The following is a 15,649-nucleotide window of genomic DNA, read 5'->3' on the forward strand; positions in this document are numbered from 1 at the left end:
GGGATCCTCGCTCCACGCGTACCACGGCTTCGACGGACCTGGAGGGTCTGGCGGCATGGGGGTGCCTCCACTGCGATGGGGTCGATCGCCTGAATGCATACATGTTATGTATCTACGTGAACGAGATGTGAAGATCCCGAAAAATCACCCTAAGTAATGACAGGCAGCGGCTCGGTGCTGACCCGTGGCAACGTGACGATCGCCGGGTTGCAATCGGCAGGCGTGACCCGCACCCCCTGCCCGGCCGCCACCTCCGCCAGCAGAACCGCGTAGTCGGGCAGATGCTGCAACGCCGTCGGCTCGACCGCGTACTCGTAGACCCGCTGGGTGGAGCTCGCGTCGCTCCACGAGGCGCCGTCGGCGAACGCCCGCGCGCTCGACCAGTTCCGGGTCGTCGACTGGCTGGTGCCCGTCGAGCTGCTGAAGCCGCGGCTGAGACTGACGATCCCGCCGAACGGCGTGCCGTCCCCGGTGGACGACTCGGTGTGGCCGCGCGAGGTGCTCGTCCCCCTGGTCGCGGACCGACCGAAGGTGTCGGTGGCGGTGTGCGTCTGGCTGCCGCCCAGTGTGCGCGTCATCCCGGACAGGACGAAGGTGTGCCGGCGGCCGATGAAGTCGGCCGCCTGGACGGCCTCCTGATGGTTGCCGAGCCGCATGAACGCGACCGCCCCGCCACCGACCAGCTGCAGCGAGGACTCCCGCAGGTGCCGGAACAGCACGGTGAGCGGCACCCGGCGGCGTTCGCAGGCGTCCGACAGCCGCTCCAGATGCGCGCGGGACAGCTCGTCGGCCCCGGCGACGATCACCGCGGGCGGATGCGCGCCGGCGGCCCCGACGTAGTGGGTCAGCCATTGGACGATCAGGTCGGTGAGCAGCTCGCCACCCGGATTGCGTCCGGCCTCCTCGAGCGCCACACAGGTCAGCGCCACGCCGTCCGCTCGCGCAGGACGTCCGGCGCCGAGCTCCCGCAGGGGATGCAGGTAGGACTCGATCCTGGCGAGCGCCTGGTGCGCCTGCTCGAGGTAGGTGTCGGAGAAGAGTTCGGCCGCGATGTGATCGCGCTCCTCGGCCGTAAGACGACCGGCCCCGTCGTCCTGGCCGAGCAGCACCCGCACACCCGCGACCAGCCTGGCCACCGTGACCCGCTCACCCAGCGCCCCGGCCAGCGTGCTCAGCAGGCGGTGGTCCAGGCTCCGGTCCGCGCGCGCCGCGGGCCGCTCGCCGCCGTACATCGACTCCACGAGCGCGTCGACCAGCTGATCGGCCGACAGGCCCGCACCCAGGACCGAGCCGGCCAGCTGCGCCGGCAGCACCTCGGCATGCACGGTGCGACCCGCCGCGGCGGCGAGCGTGGCGAGCTCACGGCAGACGACCTCGCGGGACAGGTCGATCACCAGGACGGGCTGGCTGGAAAGCATCGAGGCGCCGTGCACGGTGAGAAGCGCCTCCCAGCCCCACAGGCTGCCGCCGATCACGTCCAGCCGGCGGGCGGAGCTGGGCGCGTGGGCCGACCCCCACTCCAGCGCCTCGGCGACGGCGGCCCGCTGCGCCCGCTCGTGCGCGGCACGTCGCTCCAGCCACGCCGCGTGGGCGAGCCGGTGCTCCTGCTCGGTGAACTGCCGTGCCCGGGCGAGAGCGTGGTCGGCGACGGTCCTGCGGTGGCCGGCGACCGCGGCCATGACCACACCGGGCGTGGCGGCGAGCACGCTCAGGACGACGAGGGAGAGCGCGGCGCCGGCCGAATACGCGCTGCCGAGCACCCGCGTGCATCCGGCCATCGCCAGCAGCGCCAGCGACATCGTGCCGAAGACCGTCCATGCTTGGCGGCGCTGAAGGCGCTGGGCGGCGTGCGCGTGGTGGGCGTGAGCGAGGACGTGGTCGGGAAGAGGCCGCGGACGCGGCTCTGGTTCGGTGAAGGGGCGAGACAGTGAGTGCGGATCGCGAAACACCCAGCCGAGCCGCCTGCCGGGGGTGAACAGGCGCCCCTGGGACACAGGTAACCGATCAGTCATACGGATGCTCCCAGGCTGAAGGGGAGAGCTCAGGTCACCAGGCAATCATGAAACTGACTGCACTACGTGACAAACCCTTGACGCATCCGGATGCGTGGGTGACGATTCGGGGTCGTGATCGCCTTGACCGCGCTCCCCGCCTTCGCCGTCCACGAGGTGCCCCGGCCCGGTGACGTGGACGGCAGCGGAAGGGCCGGGTCACGGCAGCGACTGGCGGCGGTGAGCTCGGCGTTCCACGCGGGCGCGGGCCCGATCGCCATGGCATGGATCCGGCCGAGGGCCGGCGGCCCCGTGGACGTGCTGGTGGCGGGCCGGGCGCTGGCCGGCTCGCGCCATGCCGGTACGGCGGCGCTGCGCCTGCCCACGGGCGCCGGCGCCACCCCGCTCGGCGCCGAAGAGTTCGAAGAGCGGCTGGCGCGGCTACCCAGCTGGTGCCGCGTCACGGCGATCTGCGACGGGCTCCTGCTGGAGGACGACCCGCCGCGCGAACAGCCGTCGCGGCCGTCCCTGGAGGACGGGCTGCTGGCGGTGTGGCAGGAACCGTTCGCATGGTTGCTGCTGGCCGAGCCCGTCACCGCGGAGGAACTGGCGGCGCTGACGCAGCAGGCGGCCGAGGACCAGCGCAGGGCGCAGGCCCGCACGTCGTCACCGCGTTACGAGATGGAGGCCCGGCGCGCCAAGACCCGCTACACCGAACTGGTGCGGGGCGGCACTAGCGGCATGTGGCGCGTCCACCTCCTGGCCGCGGGCGCCGACCCGGCCGCGGCGGCCCAGGTGGCCGGGCTCGTCTGCGCCTCGGCCGACCTCGACGGCCTGCCGTACCAGCTGGTTCCCACGGGCCGGGCGGGCGCCCTCGGCAGCGCCCTGGCGGACGGCGCGCCGTTCGTGGGCTCCTCGCGGCTGGTGGCGGCGCTTGCCGTACCGCCGGCCAGGGAGATCCCCGGCGTGCGGCTGGTCGACCGGCCGTCGTTCGACGTGACCCCCGAGGCCGGCACCGCCGGGCTCGAGATCGGCGTGGTGCTGGACGGCAACCGGCGACCCGCCGGCCCGTTGCGGCTGGAAACCGCCAGCCTGAACCGGCACACCTTCGTCACCGGCGCCACCGGCGGCGGCAAGTCGCGCACCATCCGCACCCTGTTACAGGCGGCCACCGACAGCGGCATCCCGTGGCTGGTGGTGGAACCCGCGAAGGCCGAATACCGGACCATGGCCGCGCGGTTGCCCGGAGCCGAGGTGATCGCCATCCGGCCGGGCGAGACCGAGGTGGCGCCGGCCTGCCTCAACCCGCTCGAACCAGAGGCCGGATTCCCGCTGCAGACCCACGCGGATCTGGTGAAGGCGCTTTTCCTGGCGGCCTTCCAGTCCGACGAGCCGTTCCCGCAGGTGCTGGCGGCGGCGCTGACCCGCTGCTACACCGAACTCGGCTGGGACCTCACCCTCGGCGAGCCGTTCACCCCCGGGCTCACGCCGCGTCATCCGACGCTGGCCGACCTCGAACGCGCCGCCGACCAGGTCGTCGACGAGATCGGCTACGGCAAGGAGATCGCCGACAACGTCCACGGATTCATCCGCGTGCGGCTGTCCTCGCTGCGCCAGGGCACCAGCGGCAGGTTCCTCCACGACGGGCACCCGCTCGACATCGGCAAGCTCCTGGCCACGAACGTCGTCCTGGAGATCGAAGACGTCGGCGACGACCAGAGCAAGTCGTTCCTCATGGGAACGATCCTGCTGCGGCTGGTCGAACACCTCCGCGTCCACCGCCGCGGGGCCACCGGGCTGATGCACCTGACGGTCGTCGAGGAGGCGCACCGGTTGCTGCGCCGCGGCACCCAGGGACCCGCGGCGCACGCAGTGGAGATGTTCGCGTCCATGCTGGCCGAGGCCAGGGCGTACGGCGAGGGCCTGATCATCGCCGACCAGATCCCCTCCAAACTGGTCGACGACGTCATCAAGAACACCGCGGTCAAGATCGTGCACCGGCTTCCGGCTGCTGACGACCGGGAGGCGGTGGGGGCGACCATGCACCTGACCGAGGAGCAGTCCGGATACATCGTGACACTGCCACCCGGCCAGGCCGCGGTCTTCGCCGACGGCTTCGACTACCCACTGCTGACCCAGATGCATCCCGGCCCGGAGGAACGGCCGGCGGCGGAGGTCGCATCCGACTCGCGCCGTCCCGCAAATGGTGAGGAGGAGCGGCCGGGGCAGGTGGCGGCGGAGGTCGCACCCGACTCGCGCCGTCCCGCGAGCGGTGAGGGGGAGGGGCGGGGACTGGTGGCGGCCGTGGACACGCTCGTGTCGCGCCGCAGTTCCGCGTGCGGCACGGACTGCACGACCCGTGCGTGCACACTGCGGGAGATGAGCCGGGCACGCCGCCCGGATCCGTCGCTGGTGCTCTGGGCGGAACTCGGCGTTCTAGGTCACCTGACCGGCTGGGGCCTGCCCCTCCCCGAACAGGAGCTTCGCGACCAGCTCGGCGGGATGGAACGCCGGTCGCGCGACTGCGCTCTCGGCCAGGCCGTCGACGCCGCGATCGCCTCTCGAACGCCCGCCGTGGCGGACCGGATCAGCCCATCGGACCTGGCCGTCCACATCATGCGAGGAATGCTCGCCTGGTTGTCGGAGGGGCGGCGCGTCTGCGTCGCCGAGGAGCCGCCATGGCTGGCCAGGCCGTACCGCTGGGTCCTGGTCGGCGACGCGCTCGCCGCACAAGTGCGGGACGACCCGGAGGGCGGTCCGCACCCGCGCACGGCGGAATGGGGCATCCCCGCGCTCAGCCTTCGCGACCAGCACGCGCTCGTCAGCCGCTGGATCGCCGACGACCAGCGGGACCTGAGAAAGACGCACGAGATCGCGTTCGGCGTCGGCGAGGTGTCGGTGATCGAGACGGTGTTGGAGACGCGGACGTTCGAGCCACGCTGGCGGGCACGCCTCGAACAGGCGCTCCAGCCGTTCCGCGACCTGCGCTGGCCACTCGACTATCTGGCCCCGAGACTGGTGGAGGCTCCAGGGTGAGCGAGTTGCGGGAAGGGCCCGACGACCACGGCGAACGCGCACCCGACCAGCGCGCCTCCCACCACGAGCATCCCCCGCCGGTCGAGGCTCGTGGACGGCAGAGCTACTACGAGGCGCTCGACACGACCGAGCCTTGGAGAACCGCCGAACCGGACGCCGCCTCGAACCGCGACCCAGATGGCCTCGGCCATCGCGCGGAGGGCGAGATGGCGGATGAGGGGCGGGAAGCCGACGCTCCGAGCGGCGGCCCGGATCTCCCCCGCGCGGAAGGCGACACGGCGGATGAGGGGCGGGAAGCCGACACCCCGAGCGGCGACGCGGATCTCCCCGGCCCTCGTGCGGAGGGCGACACGGCGGATGAGGCGCGGGAAGAGCGGGCCGAGCCGGGCGAGCATTCGGACGTCTCCCCGGTCGACGACCGATCGGCCGACATCGTGCATGAGGACGACTCCGCGGCGGACCCGATCGAGGCGCGACGCCAGGCTGCCGAGGCGGCCGGGCACATCGACCAGGACGGACGCGTCCCCGTCGAACACAGCGAGTCCGGAGACCGCGTCCGCGGCTGGCCGCACGACGACACCGGCTATGCCGTACGGGAGGAGGACCTCGACGTCCTCGGCATCGACAGCGGTCAGGTCGAACAGTGGCAACGGTTCGAAGCCCCGCTGGGAATGAACCCCGAGCAGTACAAGGAGTTCACCGGGAGCCTCCTGGTGGCGCTGGCGGCGGACGGCATCGACCCTTCACAGGTGGACATCCGCCTGCAGGGCTCGTCCGCGCAGTTCTTCTCTGGACCGCACAAGGACTTTCCGAGGGACCAGGACGTCGCCGACCAGCCCGAGGCCAAGGCGCGATGGGACGCCTGGGTCGGCGACCGTCCAGAGGACGAACGCCCCTCGAGGGTCCCCTTCGACGCCAAAGCGCAACTCGGCATGCTCGACGACCGAGGCCGTCCGGAAGATCGGAGCGACTATGACGTCCAGCTTTCCTCTGATGCCATGGTCGACAAGGCGCGGCAGGTATGGGACAGCTCCGTACATGAGGATGGGAAGTCGTTCGCGCACCGGAAGTACGACTTCATCGACAAGGACACGGTCCGCGACACCTTCCCGGCGTTAACGTCGTGGAAGGAACGCTGGGAAGCTGATCTCGGGCGAGAGGTCGCCCCCGCGCTCTTCGGTTCGGCAGGTCCACCCGACAAGAGAGCAGACGGCAAAGGCATCTCCACCCACTTCCGCGAGACAGACTGGATCATCACTAGGCACGGGAGCACATGATGGCGATGACACTGCAGCTGAGCATCAGCATCAGCGGGCCTCTCGGCGACCATCTGGACACCTTCAGAGAGCTTCTGGCTCTGGACAAACGAGGCCGCCTGAGCGACGACTGGGATCAGGAATTCGGCTCGAGGATCCTCCAGTCTCGAGAAAGCGGATGGATCCGCCTCGACCTTTCCCGATACGAGGACGACAAGTGGGGCATCCGGCTCACCTACGAGCGGGACCCCCTCCCCGCCGATGAGGTCGAGGAATTGCGACGCCAGATCCTCGAAGCCGCAGCGGCTGTCGGGGTCACCGTGACGGCGCAGACTCCGGCAGCGAGCGCGTAGGCGACCATGGCCAAGCCTGACCTGTACTTCTCGGTCGATGTGGAGGCCGACGGGCCGATCCCGGGGCCGTACTCCATGCTGAGCTTCGGGCTGGCTGTCGCCGGAACGTTCGACGGCACCTCCTTCCAGGCGATGGATCCGGCCAAGGACACTTTCTACGCCGAACTCCAGCCGATCAGCGAGACCTACGACCCGGAGGCGCTCGGCGTGAGCGGGCTGGACAGAGCCAAGTTGGTCGCCGACGGGCAGGCACCGCGCGACGCGATGAACGCGGCCGCCGCCTGGATCGCCGGCCGCGCCGACGAGGCCCAGGCGTCGCCGGTGTTCGCCGCCTACCCGCTGGGCTACGACTGGATGTGGATGTACTGGTACTTCATGACGTTCGCGGACGAGGGCTCACCCTTCGGCCACTCCCGATGCCTGGACATGAAGACCCTCTACGCGGCCAAGGCGTCCACACCCATCGTGCGTTCGACGAAGCGCACCATGCCGTCCCACCTGCTGTCCGCCAGGCCCCACACGCACAACGCCCTGGACGACGCCATCGAACAGGCCGAGCTCCTGCAGAACCTCATGCGAATGTGGCATTCCTGAAATCCTCACCCAGCACCGGCCCTTGTTGATCGTCGTCCACAAGGAGTGTGATGACAGGCTCTCGGCGTAATCCCTTTCCCGTCGACGAATTGCTGCGAGCCGTACGGCTGGAAATCACAGCCGAGCTCCGCAGTGACGGGGACGGAGAGAAATTGTCCCTGACCGGCGGACGGGTGGTAGGGAACAACGGAGAGAAGAGGGAGTACCTGTTCTTCTGCAGGAGCTGGAAGGAGATCTTCTCCGGCGACAAGCTGCTGATCCGCCCCGAACGCTCCCGCGAGGCATGGGTGAGTGCCGAAGTGGCGCGCATGCCGGACGGCAAGATCAGAGTGCGCACTACGGCCGACCTGCGCCAGCCCGCCAACGCCCAACTGCGTCTGGACGATTCGGTCGGCCTGGAGACGCTCGTCGAGCGGCTGGAGACGGCCGGGAGGCCTCACGGCTTGGTCAACCTGACCACGGCGGGCTGGCTGTTCGGCCGGGGACAGCCTCGCATCGAGCGGTGCCCCACTCCTGAACGCTTCATCCGTGGCTACCGCCACCGCCAGCTCAACGACAGGCAACGGCAGGCGATCGAGCAGGCGCTCGGCAGCGATCTCACGTTCGTCTGGGGGCCACCAGGAACAGGCAAGACAGATGTTGTCGCGTGCATCGCCGAGGGCTGCTACCGGCAAGGCTTACGGGTCTTGTTCGTGGCGCCCACCAAGGTCGCGGTGGACCAAGCAATGGAGCGGATCTGCGAGTTGTTGTCGGATGAGGAGGAGTTCGACGCGGGGCTGGTGCAGCGGGCGGGAGAAATAGAGCTGGCGTCGCTGGCCGCCAAGTTCGGCGAGCAGATCAATCCCACCCGGGTCATCGCACGGCTATCGGCCCGGCTGACCACGCAGATCACCGATACTCGGGAACGGCTGACGGCTGCGCAACAGGCATTGGCGCTCCACGGAGAGGCGGATGTCGTAGAGCGTCGACTACGAGATCTGTTGACGCTGCGCGATGAGGCAGGGCGGCATGTCCTCGCCTGTGAAGAGCAACTCCAGGCCCGGGGCGCGGCCATCAGACAGATACAGGAGCAGGTCCACGACATCGGTGAGCCATCGGGCCTCTTCGCGAGGAAGAAGCAGGCCAAGCTTGAACAACTGGGTCATGCCCAGCGGGAACACCAAGAGACGATGGCGGTTCTGGACCAGCAGCGGCGCGGCGCGTTGGCCGATCAGCAGGCCTACGCGAACGAGGCTGCCGCTGAGGAACCACAGTTGGCCGACCTACGCCGCAGACTGCGGGATGTGCCCGCGAGAGAGCCGCTTCAGCGAGTTTGTGACCAGCTGCAGCAGCAGCTCAGCGCACTCCAGCAGGAGCTGCAGAAGACCACTGAGATGGTGCGGGGCAACTGCAGGGTGATGGGGACCACGGTCGCCAAGGCTGTGCAGTCCCGCAAGCTGCTCGACAGCATCGATGTCGTGGTCATCGATGAGGCCGGGATGGTGAACACTCCTTCGGCTTGGTGCGCCGCGGGATTGGCCGCTCGTCGCGTTGTCGTGGCCGGCGACTTTCGTCAGCTGCCTGCAGTGACGAAAGCCGCCGGCGACTGGCAGGCATCCCCTGATGATCGGCAGCACGCCACACAGTGGATGGACCGCGATCCATTCACCACCGCGGGCTTAGTGGACCAAACGGGGGCGGCTCGCCGCGACGACCCCCGCATGGTCTGCCTGGACACCCAGTACCGCATGCGCCCGGCGATCTGTGCGGTCGTCAATGCGGTCGCCTATCCGGACGCGCCGCTGCGGACTGGTCGAGGCGACCAGAGCAGGTTGCCTACCTCGGCTTTGATCGAGAGTCCGTTGATTCTTGTGGACACCACTCCGCGCCGCCTTCCCCATCCTCTCCATCGCCCCAGCGCGCACACCACCAACACCGTCCACGAGGCCGTCGTCCATGAGCTCGTTCGCGGCCTGCAGTACGACGAAGTCCTGCCGGCGCGCAGATGGACGGGCCTGCCGGCGGGAGAGCGGCCAACAGATCGTCTGGCGGTGATCGCACCGTATCGAGCCCAGGTGAAAGCGCTGCAGGAAAGCCTGACCTACCGATTCGGCGAGACGTACGAGGGGCTGGTGGACACTGTTCACCGCTTCCAAGGCAGCCAGCGTCCCCTCGTGATCATTGACACCGTGGCTGGGGCCGGCGACAAGCTCGGCTACTTCTACGATCAGGTGGGGCTCTCATCGTCCACCTGCCGCCTGCTCAACGTCGCCCTGAGTCGAGCTCAGGACCACCTTGTCGTGGTCGCGGACACGCAGTTCCTCCATGCCAAACTCAGCCCTGGCAGCGAGGCTGCCCGCATGCTCGCCCATCTGGAACGGCATGCCCAACTGCTGTCGGTAGACGACCTGGTGCCGTTCCGCAGCGCAGCAGACCTGGCTGGGCTACCCGAAGACGAGCTCGCTCGACCAGCGTTCTTTCCCGCCGATGAAGTGCCCCGCGCCGTGATGTGGGACATCGCCCGTGCTCAGCGAACAATCGAGATCTACTGCGCCTTCCTCGATCCGGATCCCGTCCGCACGTGGCTCCAGCACCTCACCCCACGCCTGAACTCCGGGGTCAAGGTCACCGTCCACACCCGCGACTATTCCGGCGATCCGCGAAAGAGCGGCCTCGTCCAGCAGCTCACGGCAGCCGGTTGCCAGATCTCCACACGAGAACGCATGCACGAGAAAGTCCTCATCATCGACGAGACGGTGCTGTGGCACGGATCCTTGAACCTCCTGGCGAACCTCGGTCCCACCGATCTGATGATGCGCATCACCGATCCGACGTCATGCAAGCGGGTACGCCACATCGCCGAACGCGCCCGTATGGAACGTCCCACGCGCAGTCGGCAGCAGCCGACACCTGGAGACGGCCGCATCAAAGCCGGCGACGTCGTGAACGGCCGTCTTTACGTGAGAGTCCCCATCCACGACAAGGAGGAGTTCAAACAGGCGGCGCGAGCGGCCGGCATGCGCGCGAGATGGGACGGAGTACGGACGCTGTGGCATGTCGACGCATCTGTCCCTCGACAGGCCATCAGCCGATGGCTACCACCGGGTGCCTGACACGCACGACGGGCAGATCTACTCCTCACGCGTGAGCGGCGACCCTGGCCGCGCTACGCGAGGGGTCCTTGTCAGTAGGCAGCCGCCGTACACCGATGAGTGAGTCACGCCGGCCTGGGTGTGGTCGTGCGTGACCGCCGACAGCGACCTGCGACTGAGAAGCCGCAGGCCCCCGGCAGCGAATGCGGGCTCAGCCACCCTCCTTGGTCACGGCGCCGGTCGTGGCGTCGACCTTGACCCCGTGCCAGGTGCCGTCCGGGGTGACGACATCGGCGTCCCAGACGAGAGTGTTCTCGTTGTACTTGTCCAGGCTCAGGTGGGTGATCTTGCCCTCTGGCACTGCCGAGGACACCTTCTCCACCGCCTCCTTGAAGGTGACCTTGGCGTCCTTGGCGATGCTCATGACCCTGCCCTTCTCTGTCTCGCCGGTGTCCTTGACCCGAGGTTCCGAGACCACCTTTCCTGACGCGTCCACCTCCATCACGCGTTCCGTGCCGTCGGGCCCGGCCAACTGGATCTCCCAGAGCTGACCGTCGTTCTCCGCCTGGACCGAGAGGATCGTGGAGCCCTGGACGGCGGCGACGGCTGCGGCGCCCGCCTTCTCGAGGCCCGCCATGCCGCCGGGTTCCTGGCTGGGGTCGCCCGGCATCTCCGATGGTGACGCGAGGCCGGCGATGGCGCCGCCAGCGGGCGCGGCCTCGACGGCCTTGGACTGGGTGGCAGCGCTCCCACAGGCTGCGACCGCGAGCAGGGCCGAGCCGGCGAAGACGGAGCGAATAATGCTGGTTGCCCGTTTTCTGTCACTCATACTGCTGACGCTGCCCGAGCCTCGACAAAGCCAAGCCCGAAAGTCGGACAATTCGACCCAGAGCCCTTATTCGGGCACGACCGGTCGACCATGCAGATGCATGATCCAGCTCCGCATGAGCTGGTGTCACTACTTCTCGTAAACGATTCCCATCGATTCGCCAGTGGTGCGCATGTCTCTATAAGACGATCGACTGAAGCGCTGTCAGCCCCCAACTGATCGCATGGAGTTCGCATGCCAAGACGCTGGACAGACCGACGTGCAGCCCCTGTCTCGGTGCCCGTAGTCGAACCCCGCCCATGGGAGAGCGAGCGGATCCCCTTCCTTGTAGCGAACATCGAACGACCAACGAATCACCCGAGCGCCTATCCGGTGCGGCACCAGATCGAGTTCGGGCGGGTCGGCTACGGCTACCACGTGGGCGACTGTAAAGCCGCCAAGCCCAACGACCTCGATGTACTGATCTGCGACGAGGCGCACCGCGTTCGCGAGACCTCAGCCAACCGGTTCACCAGGTCAACCGAGCGGACGGGCCGGCCGCAGCTGGCTGGACGAGCTGATCGCCGCCGCGCGGGTGCCGGTGTTCCTGCTGGACGAGCATCAGGTGGTACGGCCGGGCGAGATAGGCCGGGTCGCTGACATCACGGCATACGCCCGTTCTCTCGGCCTCGCCGTACACCAGGTCGATCTGGACGCGCAGTTCCGCTGCGGCGGGAGCCGCACGTACGAGGAGTGGGTGCTGCGGCTGCTGGGCCTGGACGGCGACGCTCCGGAGGTATGGACGGGTGACGACCACTTCGCCGTTTCCCTCGCCGAGTCGCCGTACGAGTTGGAGGCCCTGCTGAGGAGCAGGCTGGACGCGGGGTACTCAGCGCGGATGACGGCGGGGTTCTGCTGGCCCTGGAGCGCCCCGAACGGGGATGACAGCCTGGTCGCGGACGTACGGGTCGGCGACTGGGCGCGGCCGTGGAACGTCAAGGGTGACAGGGCTGTGGGGAACGCTCCGGCCAGCGCCTTGTGGGCGACCGCACCCGGCGGGTTCGAGCAGGTGGGGTGCGTCTATACCGCCCAGGGCTTCGAGTACGACTGGAACGGCGTGATCTTCGGCCCGGACCTGGTGTATCGAGACGGCAGGCTGGTCACCGTTCGCAGTGCCAGCAAGGGCCCGGCTCTGGTGCGGAAGGGGGTCAGTGACGAACAGGCGGACCGGCTGATCCGCAACACCTACAAGGTGCTGCTGACTCGCGGCATGATGGGCACCGCCGTCTACTCGGTCGATCCGGCGACGCAGGAGTTCCTGGCGAAGCTGCTGGAGCCGCGTGTATGAGTGCCCCTACGGAATTCGGGGCGCCCATCTGTCCCCGTTCGATAACACCTCATCCCTGTACCGATCGGACTGGCAAGGACGAACACTGCCGAACTGCTGGAGCCAGTCAACTCGTGGTCCTACGGCTGCGTGCGGGTGCCCTTGGTGGCATATCGAGGGTGAGGCCTGCGGTCGAAAAACCACAGGTCAGGGCTGAAATGCCTGGCAGAGGTCAATGCCCCGGCAGGTCGAACGTGCAGTACCCGCTTAAAGGGGCTAACTGAATGATCTCTGTTGTGCTTTGATCTCTCGCTGTAGTGATGGCGAGAGGAGCGGGGATGGCCCGGCTGAAGCCGTGGGAGGTCGGTGACGAGTTATGGCAGGTCATCGAACCGTTGCTGCCCAAACGTGAGCGCCGGTTCCGACATCCGCGACGCAAGCGGCTGGATGATCGGCTGGCGTTGCAGGGCATCTTGTTCGTGCTGCACACCGGGATCGCGTGGGAACATCTGCCGCAAGAGCTGGGATACGGCTCCGGCATGACCTGCTGGCGGCGCCTGGCCGAGTGGAACGCCGCCGGCGTCTGGCAGCGCCTGCACGAGGTGCTGCTGGACCGACTACGGGCCGCCGATGCCCTCGACCTCTCCCACGCTGTGGTGGACTCTTCCCACATCAGAGCCCTAAAAGGGTGGCACAGACCGGCCCGTCCCCGGTCGATCGAGGACGTCCCGGCAGCAAGCACCACCTGATCACCGACGCCACCGGCATCCCCCTCGCAGTGATCCTGACCGGCGGCAACCGCAACGACGTCACCCAGCTCCTGCCGCTGCTGCACGCCATCCCCAAGGTGCGCGGCAAACGTGGCCGCCCCCGCCAGCGCCCCGACGCCGTCCTCGCCGACCGCGGCTATGACCACGACAAGTATCGGCGACTGGTCCGCAAACTGCAGATCCGGCCACTGATCGCCCGACGCGGCACCGAACACGGCTCTGGCCTTGGCAAACAACGCTGGGTGGTGGAGCAGGCCTTCGCTCTGCTGCACGCCTTCCGCCGCCTGCGCATCCGGTGGGAGATCCGTGCAGACATTCACGAAGCGTTCCTCAGCCTGGCCTGCGCGCTCATCTGCTGGCGCCGCCTTACCTCATTGCGTTAGGCGTTCTTAGAGGGCGTTTGGTTTGAACTTTTTGCCCTAGTACGTCCCTCGCCAGGTTGGTGTGGTTTCGCCGGTTACGCGCTTGCTGACGTTGTCGATCATCGCAATGTGGATCATGGCTCCGGAGCTTGCGGGCAACGTCTCGTAGTCGCGGGCGAGCCTGCGGTGCAGCATCAGCCATCCAAGGGTGCGTTCGATGACCCAGCGGCGTTTGAGCACGTGGAAGCCCTTGACGCCGGAATTGCGGGGGACGATCTCGGCGTCGATGCCCAGGGCCGCGGCATGCTCGGCGAACCGGGTCTTGAAGCCGGCGTCGACCCAGGTCTTGGTAATCGTAGGATGGGCGACTTTGACCTGGTCAAGTACCCGGGTTCCGGCGTGGTTCTCCGAGACCGAGGCGGCGCAGACGGTCACCGCAAGGAGCAGGCCAAGCGCGTCGGTGGCGACGCTGCGTTTCCGCCCGACGATCTTCTTGGCGGCATCCGTCCCCTGCGTGGTGGTGGGCGGGTTGGTGGAGGTCTTCACACTCTGGGTGTCGATGACGGCCGCGCTCGGCTCGGCAGCGCGTCCGGCCTTCACGCGGGCCAGACCGGTCAACTCATAGTTGAGCTGCGTGAAGATGCCCTCATCGCGCCAGGCGGCGTAGTAGGAGTAGACCGTGGGGTGTGGCGGGAAGTCATGCGGCAGGTACTTCCAGGCGATCCCCGTCCGGTTCACATACAAGATCGCGTCGAAGATGTCCCGCAGGTCGGTGCGGGCCGCCTCTCCGGTCGGGCGTCGGTCGAGCCGGGCTTGGCGCCAGGCGGTCAGGGTAGGTTCGATCAGCGCCCAGCGGGCGTCGGAGATGTCGGAGGGGTACGCGCGTCGGGGGGTCATGCATCGACCCTTACTCCCCGTGCGCCGCGACACCCCAACATCAGCCGAACACGGCGCGTCTCCCGCAAAGCTACGCCAGGCGGAATCCGAGCACCTTCACCTCACGAAATGGACGCAGACGCGAGCGTGCCCTGGTTCCCAGATGCGCAGATACCGCGCATGCCGCACAAACCGACCAGCGGACATAGGTGACTTCAGCTCACGAGACGCACCAAAACGCCCTCTTAGAGCGAGGGCGGAAGCGTTTGGCTCCAGGAGTTGACCTGCTGAAACACCCTACCTGCTCCTCCGCCTCACCTCGATCATCCCGCGCATGTCCCACCTGCCACCTACGGTCACCCCGCTATTCGAGGCAAGCCGACCCGGAGCGACGGGCCGCCAGTCCCGAGCATCGGAAGCGGCGCGGCAGTCTGACCTTCCGCCTTCAGGCGGAGCGGCTGCCCTGCTGCGGCTGGTGTGGGCCGAGGTCAGCCCTCGTGGTGACTGACGTTGTCGTCCCCCCTATTGTCAAGCAAAAACCGGCGCCACGGCGTGAACGGGCAGGTCCTGGCCGATCCGGCCGGCCGGCTGGTGTAAGCCTCACCTGCGCTGCCCGGCGCCACGCATAACATGACCGCGGCACGCGCCACCGGCCTGATCGACGCGGTGACCGCCGCAGGGGTGAAGACCTTCGCCGACAAGGGCTGTCAAGGCGCGGGCGGCAGCATCCGCACGCCGTTCAAAGCTCATCGGCTGCGGCCGCCCGACGCCGCTCCTACTGACCAGCGCGATCAGGTTGGAAAAGCCTCAATCAAGATCAGGCCGGCACCTCTCAGGGCGTGTGACGTGCGGCTTCAGTCCATCAAGATCCGCTGGGGTCCGGGTTATCCTCGGTCGTTGTCACGCAGGTCCGCTGATCGAAAGTGGCCTTGGAGCCGGGTCGGGGCGGCGGGATTTGAACCCACGGCCCCTTCGTCCCGAACGGCAGATCAAGCCCTGACCTGGGGAACCTTGCTTGCTCTTGGTATCCCGTGCTGTCCCTAGTCGTCTCAGGCAATCTCTCGTGGTCGTCAGGCAGTTGGACAGGCGCCATAGCTGGTCGCTTCACTCCTAGTACTACAGTCATGTTTTGTGATCTATAGTCGCGTTCGTGTCGGATGTGGTGACGTCTGAGGATCTCCAGTCGTGGGCGGCCGGGCTGGATG

10 protein-coding genes and 1 pseudogene are annotated in these 15,649 nt (G+C 68.0%); 8 read left to right on the top strand and 3 right to left on the bottom strand.

Going from position 1 to position 15,649, the window contains the following annotated elements; all coding sequences use genetic code 11:
• Positions 1-149 precede the first annotated feature (149 nt).
• The gene (locus tag ABZX22_RS28550; protein WP_354914480.1) at positions 150-2,012 is read right to left on the bottom strand and encodes a hypothetical protein; all 1,863 of its coding nucleotides are present in this window, start codon (positions 2,010-2,012) and stop codon (positions 150-152) included.
• A 114-nt stretch (positions 2,013-2,126) separates the two neighbouring features.
• Between ABZX22_RS28550 and ABZX22_RS28555 the strand changes: the two genes are divergently transcribed.
• From ABZX22_RS28555 to ABZX22_RS28575, 5 genes are all read left to right on the top strand, one after another.
• Entirely contained in the window at positions 2,127-5,027 is a 2,901-nt protein-coding gene (locus tag ABZX22_RS28555) for an ATP-binding protein (RefSeq protein WP_354914482.1), read from the top strand.
• Positions 5,028-5,233: 206 nt separating this feature from the next.
• Entirely contained in the window at positions 5,234-6,304 is a 1,071-nt protein-coding gene (locus tag ABZX22_RS28560; RefSeq protein ID WP_354914484.1) for a hypothetical protein, read from the top strand.
• Positions 6,305-6,309: 5 nt separating this feature from the next.
• A complete protein-coding gene (locus ABZX22_RS28565) occupies positions 6,310-6,636 on the top strand; it encodes a hypothetical protein (protein WP_354914486.1) in 327 nt (108 codons plus the stop codon).
• A 6-nt stretch (positions 6,637-6,642) separates the two neighbouring features.
• Complete coding sequence (locus ABZX22_RS28570; protein ID WP_354914488.1) at positions 6,643-7,230, top strand: exonuclease; 588 nt, start codon at positions 6,643-6,645, stop codon at positions 7,228-7,230.
• Positions 7,231-7,280: 50 nt separating this feature from the next.
• Positions 7,281-10,322, top strand: a complete 3,042-nt coding sequence (locus ABZX22_RS28575; protein WP_354914490.1) for an AAA domain-containing protein — start codon at positions 7,281-7,283, stop codon at positions 10,320-10,322.
• 190 nt (positions 10,323-10,512) lie between these two features.
• On the opposite strand, the gene ABZX22_RS28580 is transcribed toward ABZX22_RS28575, so the two are convergent.
• Positions 10,513-11,130, bottom strand: coding sequence for a PepSY domain-containing protein (locus tag ABZX22_RS28580; protein ID WP_354914492.1), 618 nt, complete (start codon positions 11,128-11,130; stop codon positions 10,513-10,515).
• Positions 11,131-11,710: 580 nt separating this feature from the next.
• Between ABZX22_RS28580 and ABZX22_RS28585 the strand changes: the two genes are divergently transcribed.
• Together ABZX22_RS28585 and ABZX22_RS28590 are read left to right on the top strand one after the other, a co-directional pair.
• A complete protein-coding gene (locus ABZX22_RS28585) occupies positions 11,711-12,457 on the top strand; it encodes a DNA/RNA helicase domain-containing protein (RefSeq protein ID WP_354914494.1) in 747 nt (248 codons plus the stop codon).
• Between the two features lie 317 nt (positions 12,458-12,774).
• A protein-coding gene (locus ABZX22_RS28590) for an IS5 family transposase (RefSeq protein ID WP_354914496.1) occupies positions 12,775-13,589 on the top strand; the annotation gives its coding sequence in 2 pieces (ribosomal slippage) (positions 12,775-13,111 and positions 13,111-13,589; 816 coding nt in all).
• A 36-nt stretch (positions 13,590-13,625) separates the two neighbouring features.
• Here ABZX22_RS28590 and ABZX22_RS28595 read toward each other — a convergent pair.
• Positions 13,626-14,465, bottom strand: coding sequence for an IS5 family transposase (locus tag ABZX22_RS28595; RefSeq protein ID WP_354914498.1), 840 nt, complete (start codon positions 14,463-14,465; stop codon positions 13,626-13,628).
• Positions 14,466-14,972: 507 nt separating this feature from the next.
• Between ABZX22_RS28595 and ABZX22_RS28600 the strand changes: the two are divergent.
• A pseudogene (locus ABZX22_RS28600) lies at positions 14,973-15,206 on the top strand (transposase family protein); the annotation flags it as partial.
• Positions 15,207-15,649 lie beyond the last annotated feature (443 nt).

Origin of the sequence: Nonomuraea sp. NPDC003804 (assembly GCF_040610675.1) — a bacterium.
In the GTDB taxonomy this organism is placed as follows: domain Bacteria; phylum Actinomycetota; class Actinomycetes; order Streptosporangiales; family Streptosporangiaceae; genus Nonomuraea.

What these genes read in the sequence shown, in the direction of transcription:
- ABZX22_RS28550 (WP_354914480.1), bottom strand. Translation starts at nt 2,012, where the DNA reads ATGACTGATCGGTTACCTGTGTCCCAGGGGCGCCTGTTCACCCCCGGC.
- ABZX22_RS28560 (WP_354914484.1), top strand. Translation starts at nt 5,234, where the DNA reads ATGGCGGATGAGGGGCGGGAAGCCGACGCTCCGAGCGGCGGCCCGGAT.
- ABZX22_RS28565 (WP_354914486.1), top strand. Translation starts at nt 6,310, where the DNA reads ATGACACTGCAGCTGAGCATCAGCATCAGCGGGCCTCTCGGCGACCAT.
- ABZX22_RS28570 (WP_354914488.1), top strand. Translation starts at nt 6,643, where the DNA reads ATGGCCAAGCCTGACCTGTACTTCTCGGTCGATGTGGAGGCCGACGGG.
- ABZX22_RS28575 (WP_354914490.1), top strand. Translation starts at nt 7,281, where the DNA reads ATGACAGGCTCTCGGCGTAATCCCTTTCCCGTCGACGAATTGCTGCGA.
- ABZX22_RS28580 (WP_354914492.1), bottom strand. Translation starts at nt 11,130, where the DNA reads ATGAGTGACAGAAAACGGGCAACCAGCATTATTCGCTCCGTCTTCGCC.
- ABZX22_RS28595 (WP_354914498.1), bottom strand. Translation starts at nt 14,465, where the DNA reads ATGACCCCCCGACGCGCGTACCCCTCCGACATCTCCGACGCCCGCTGG.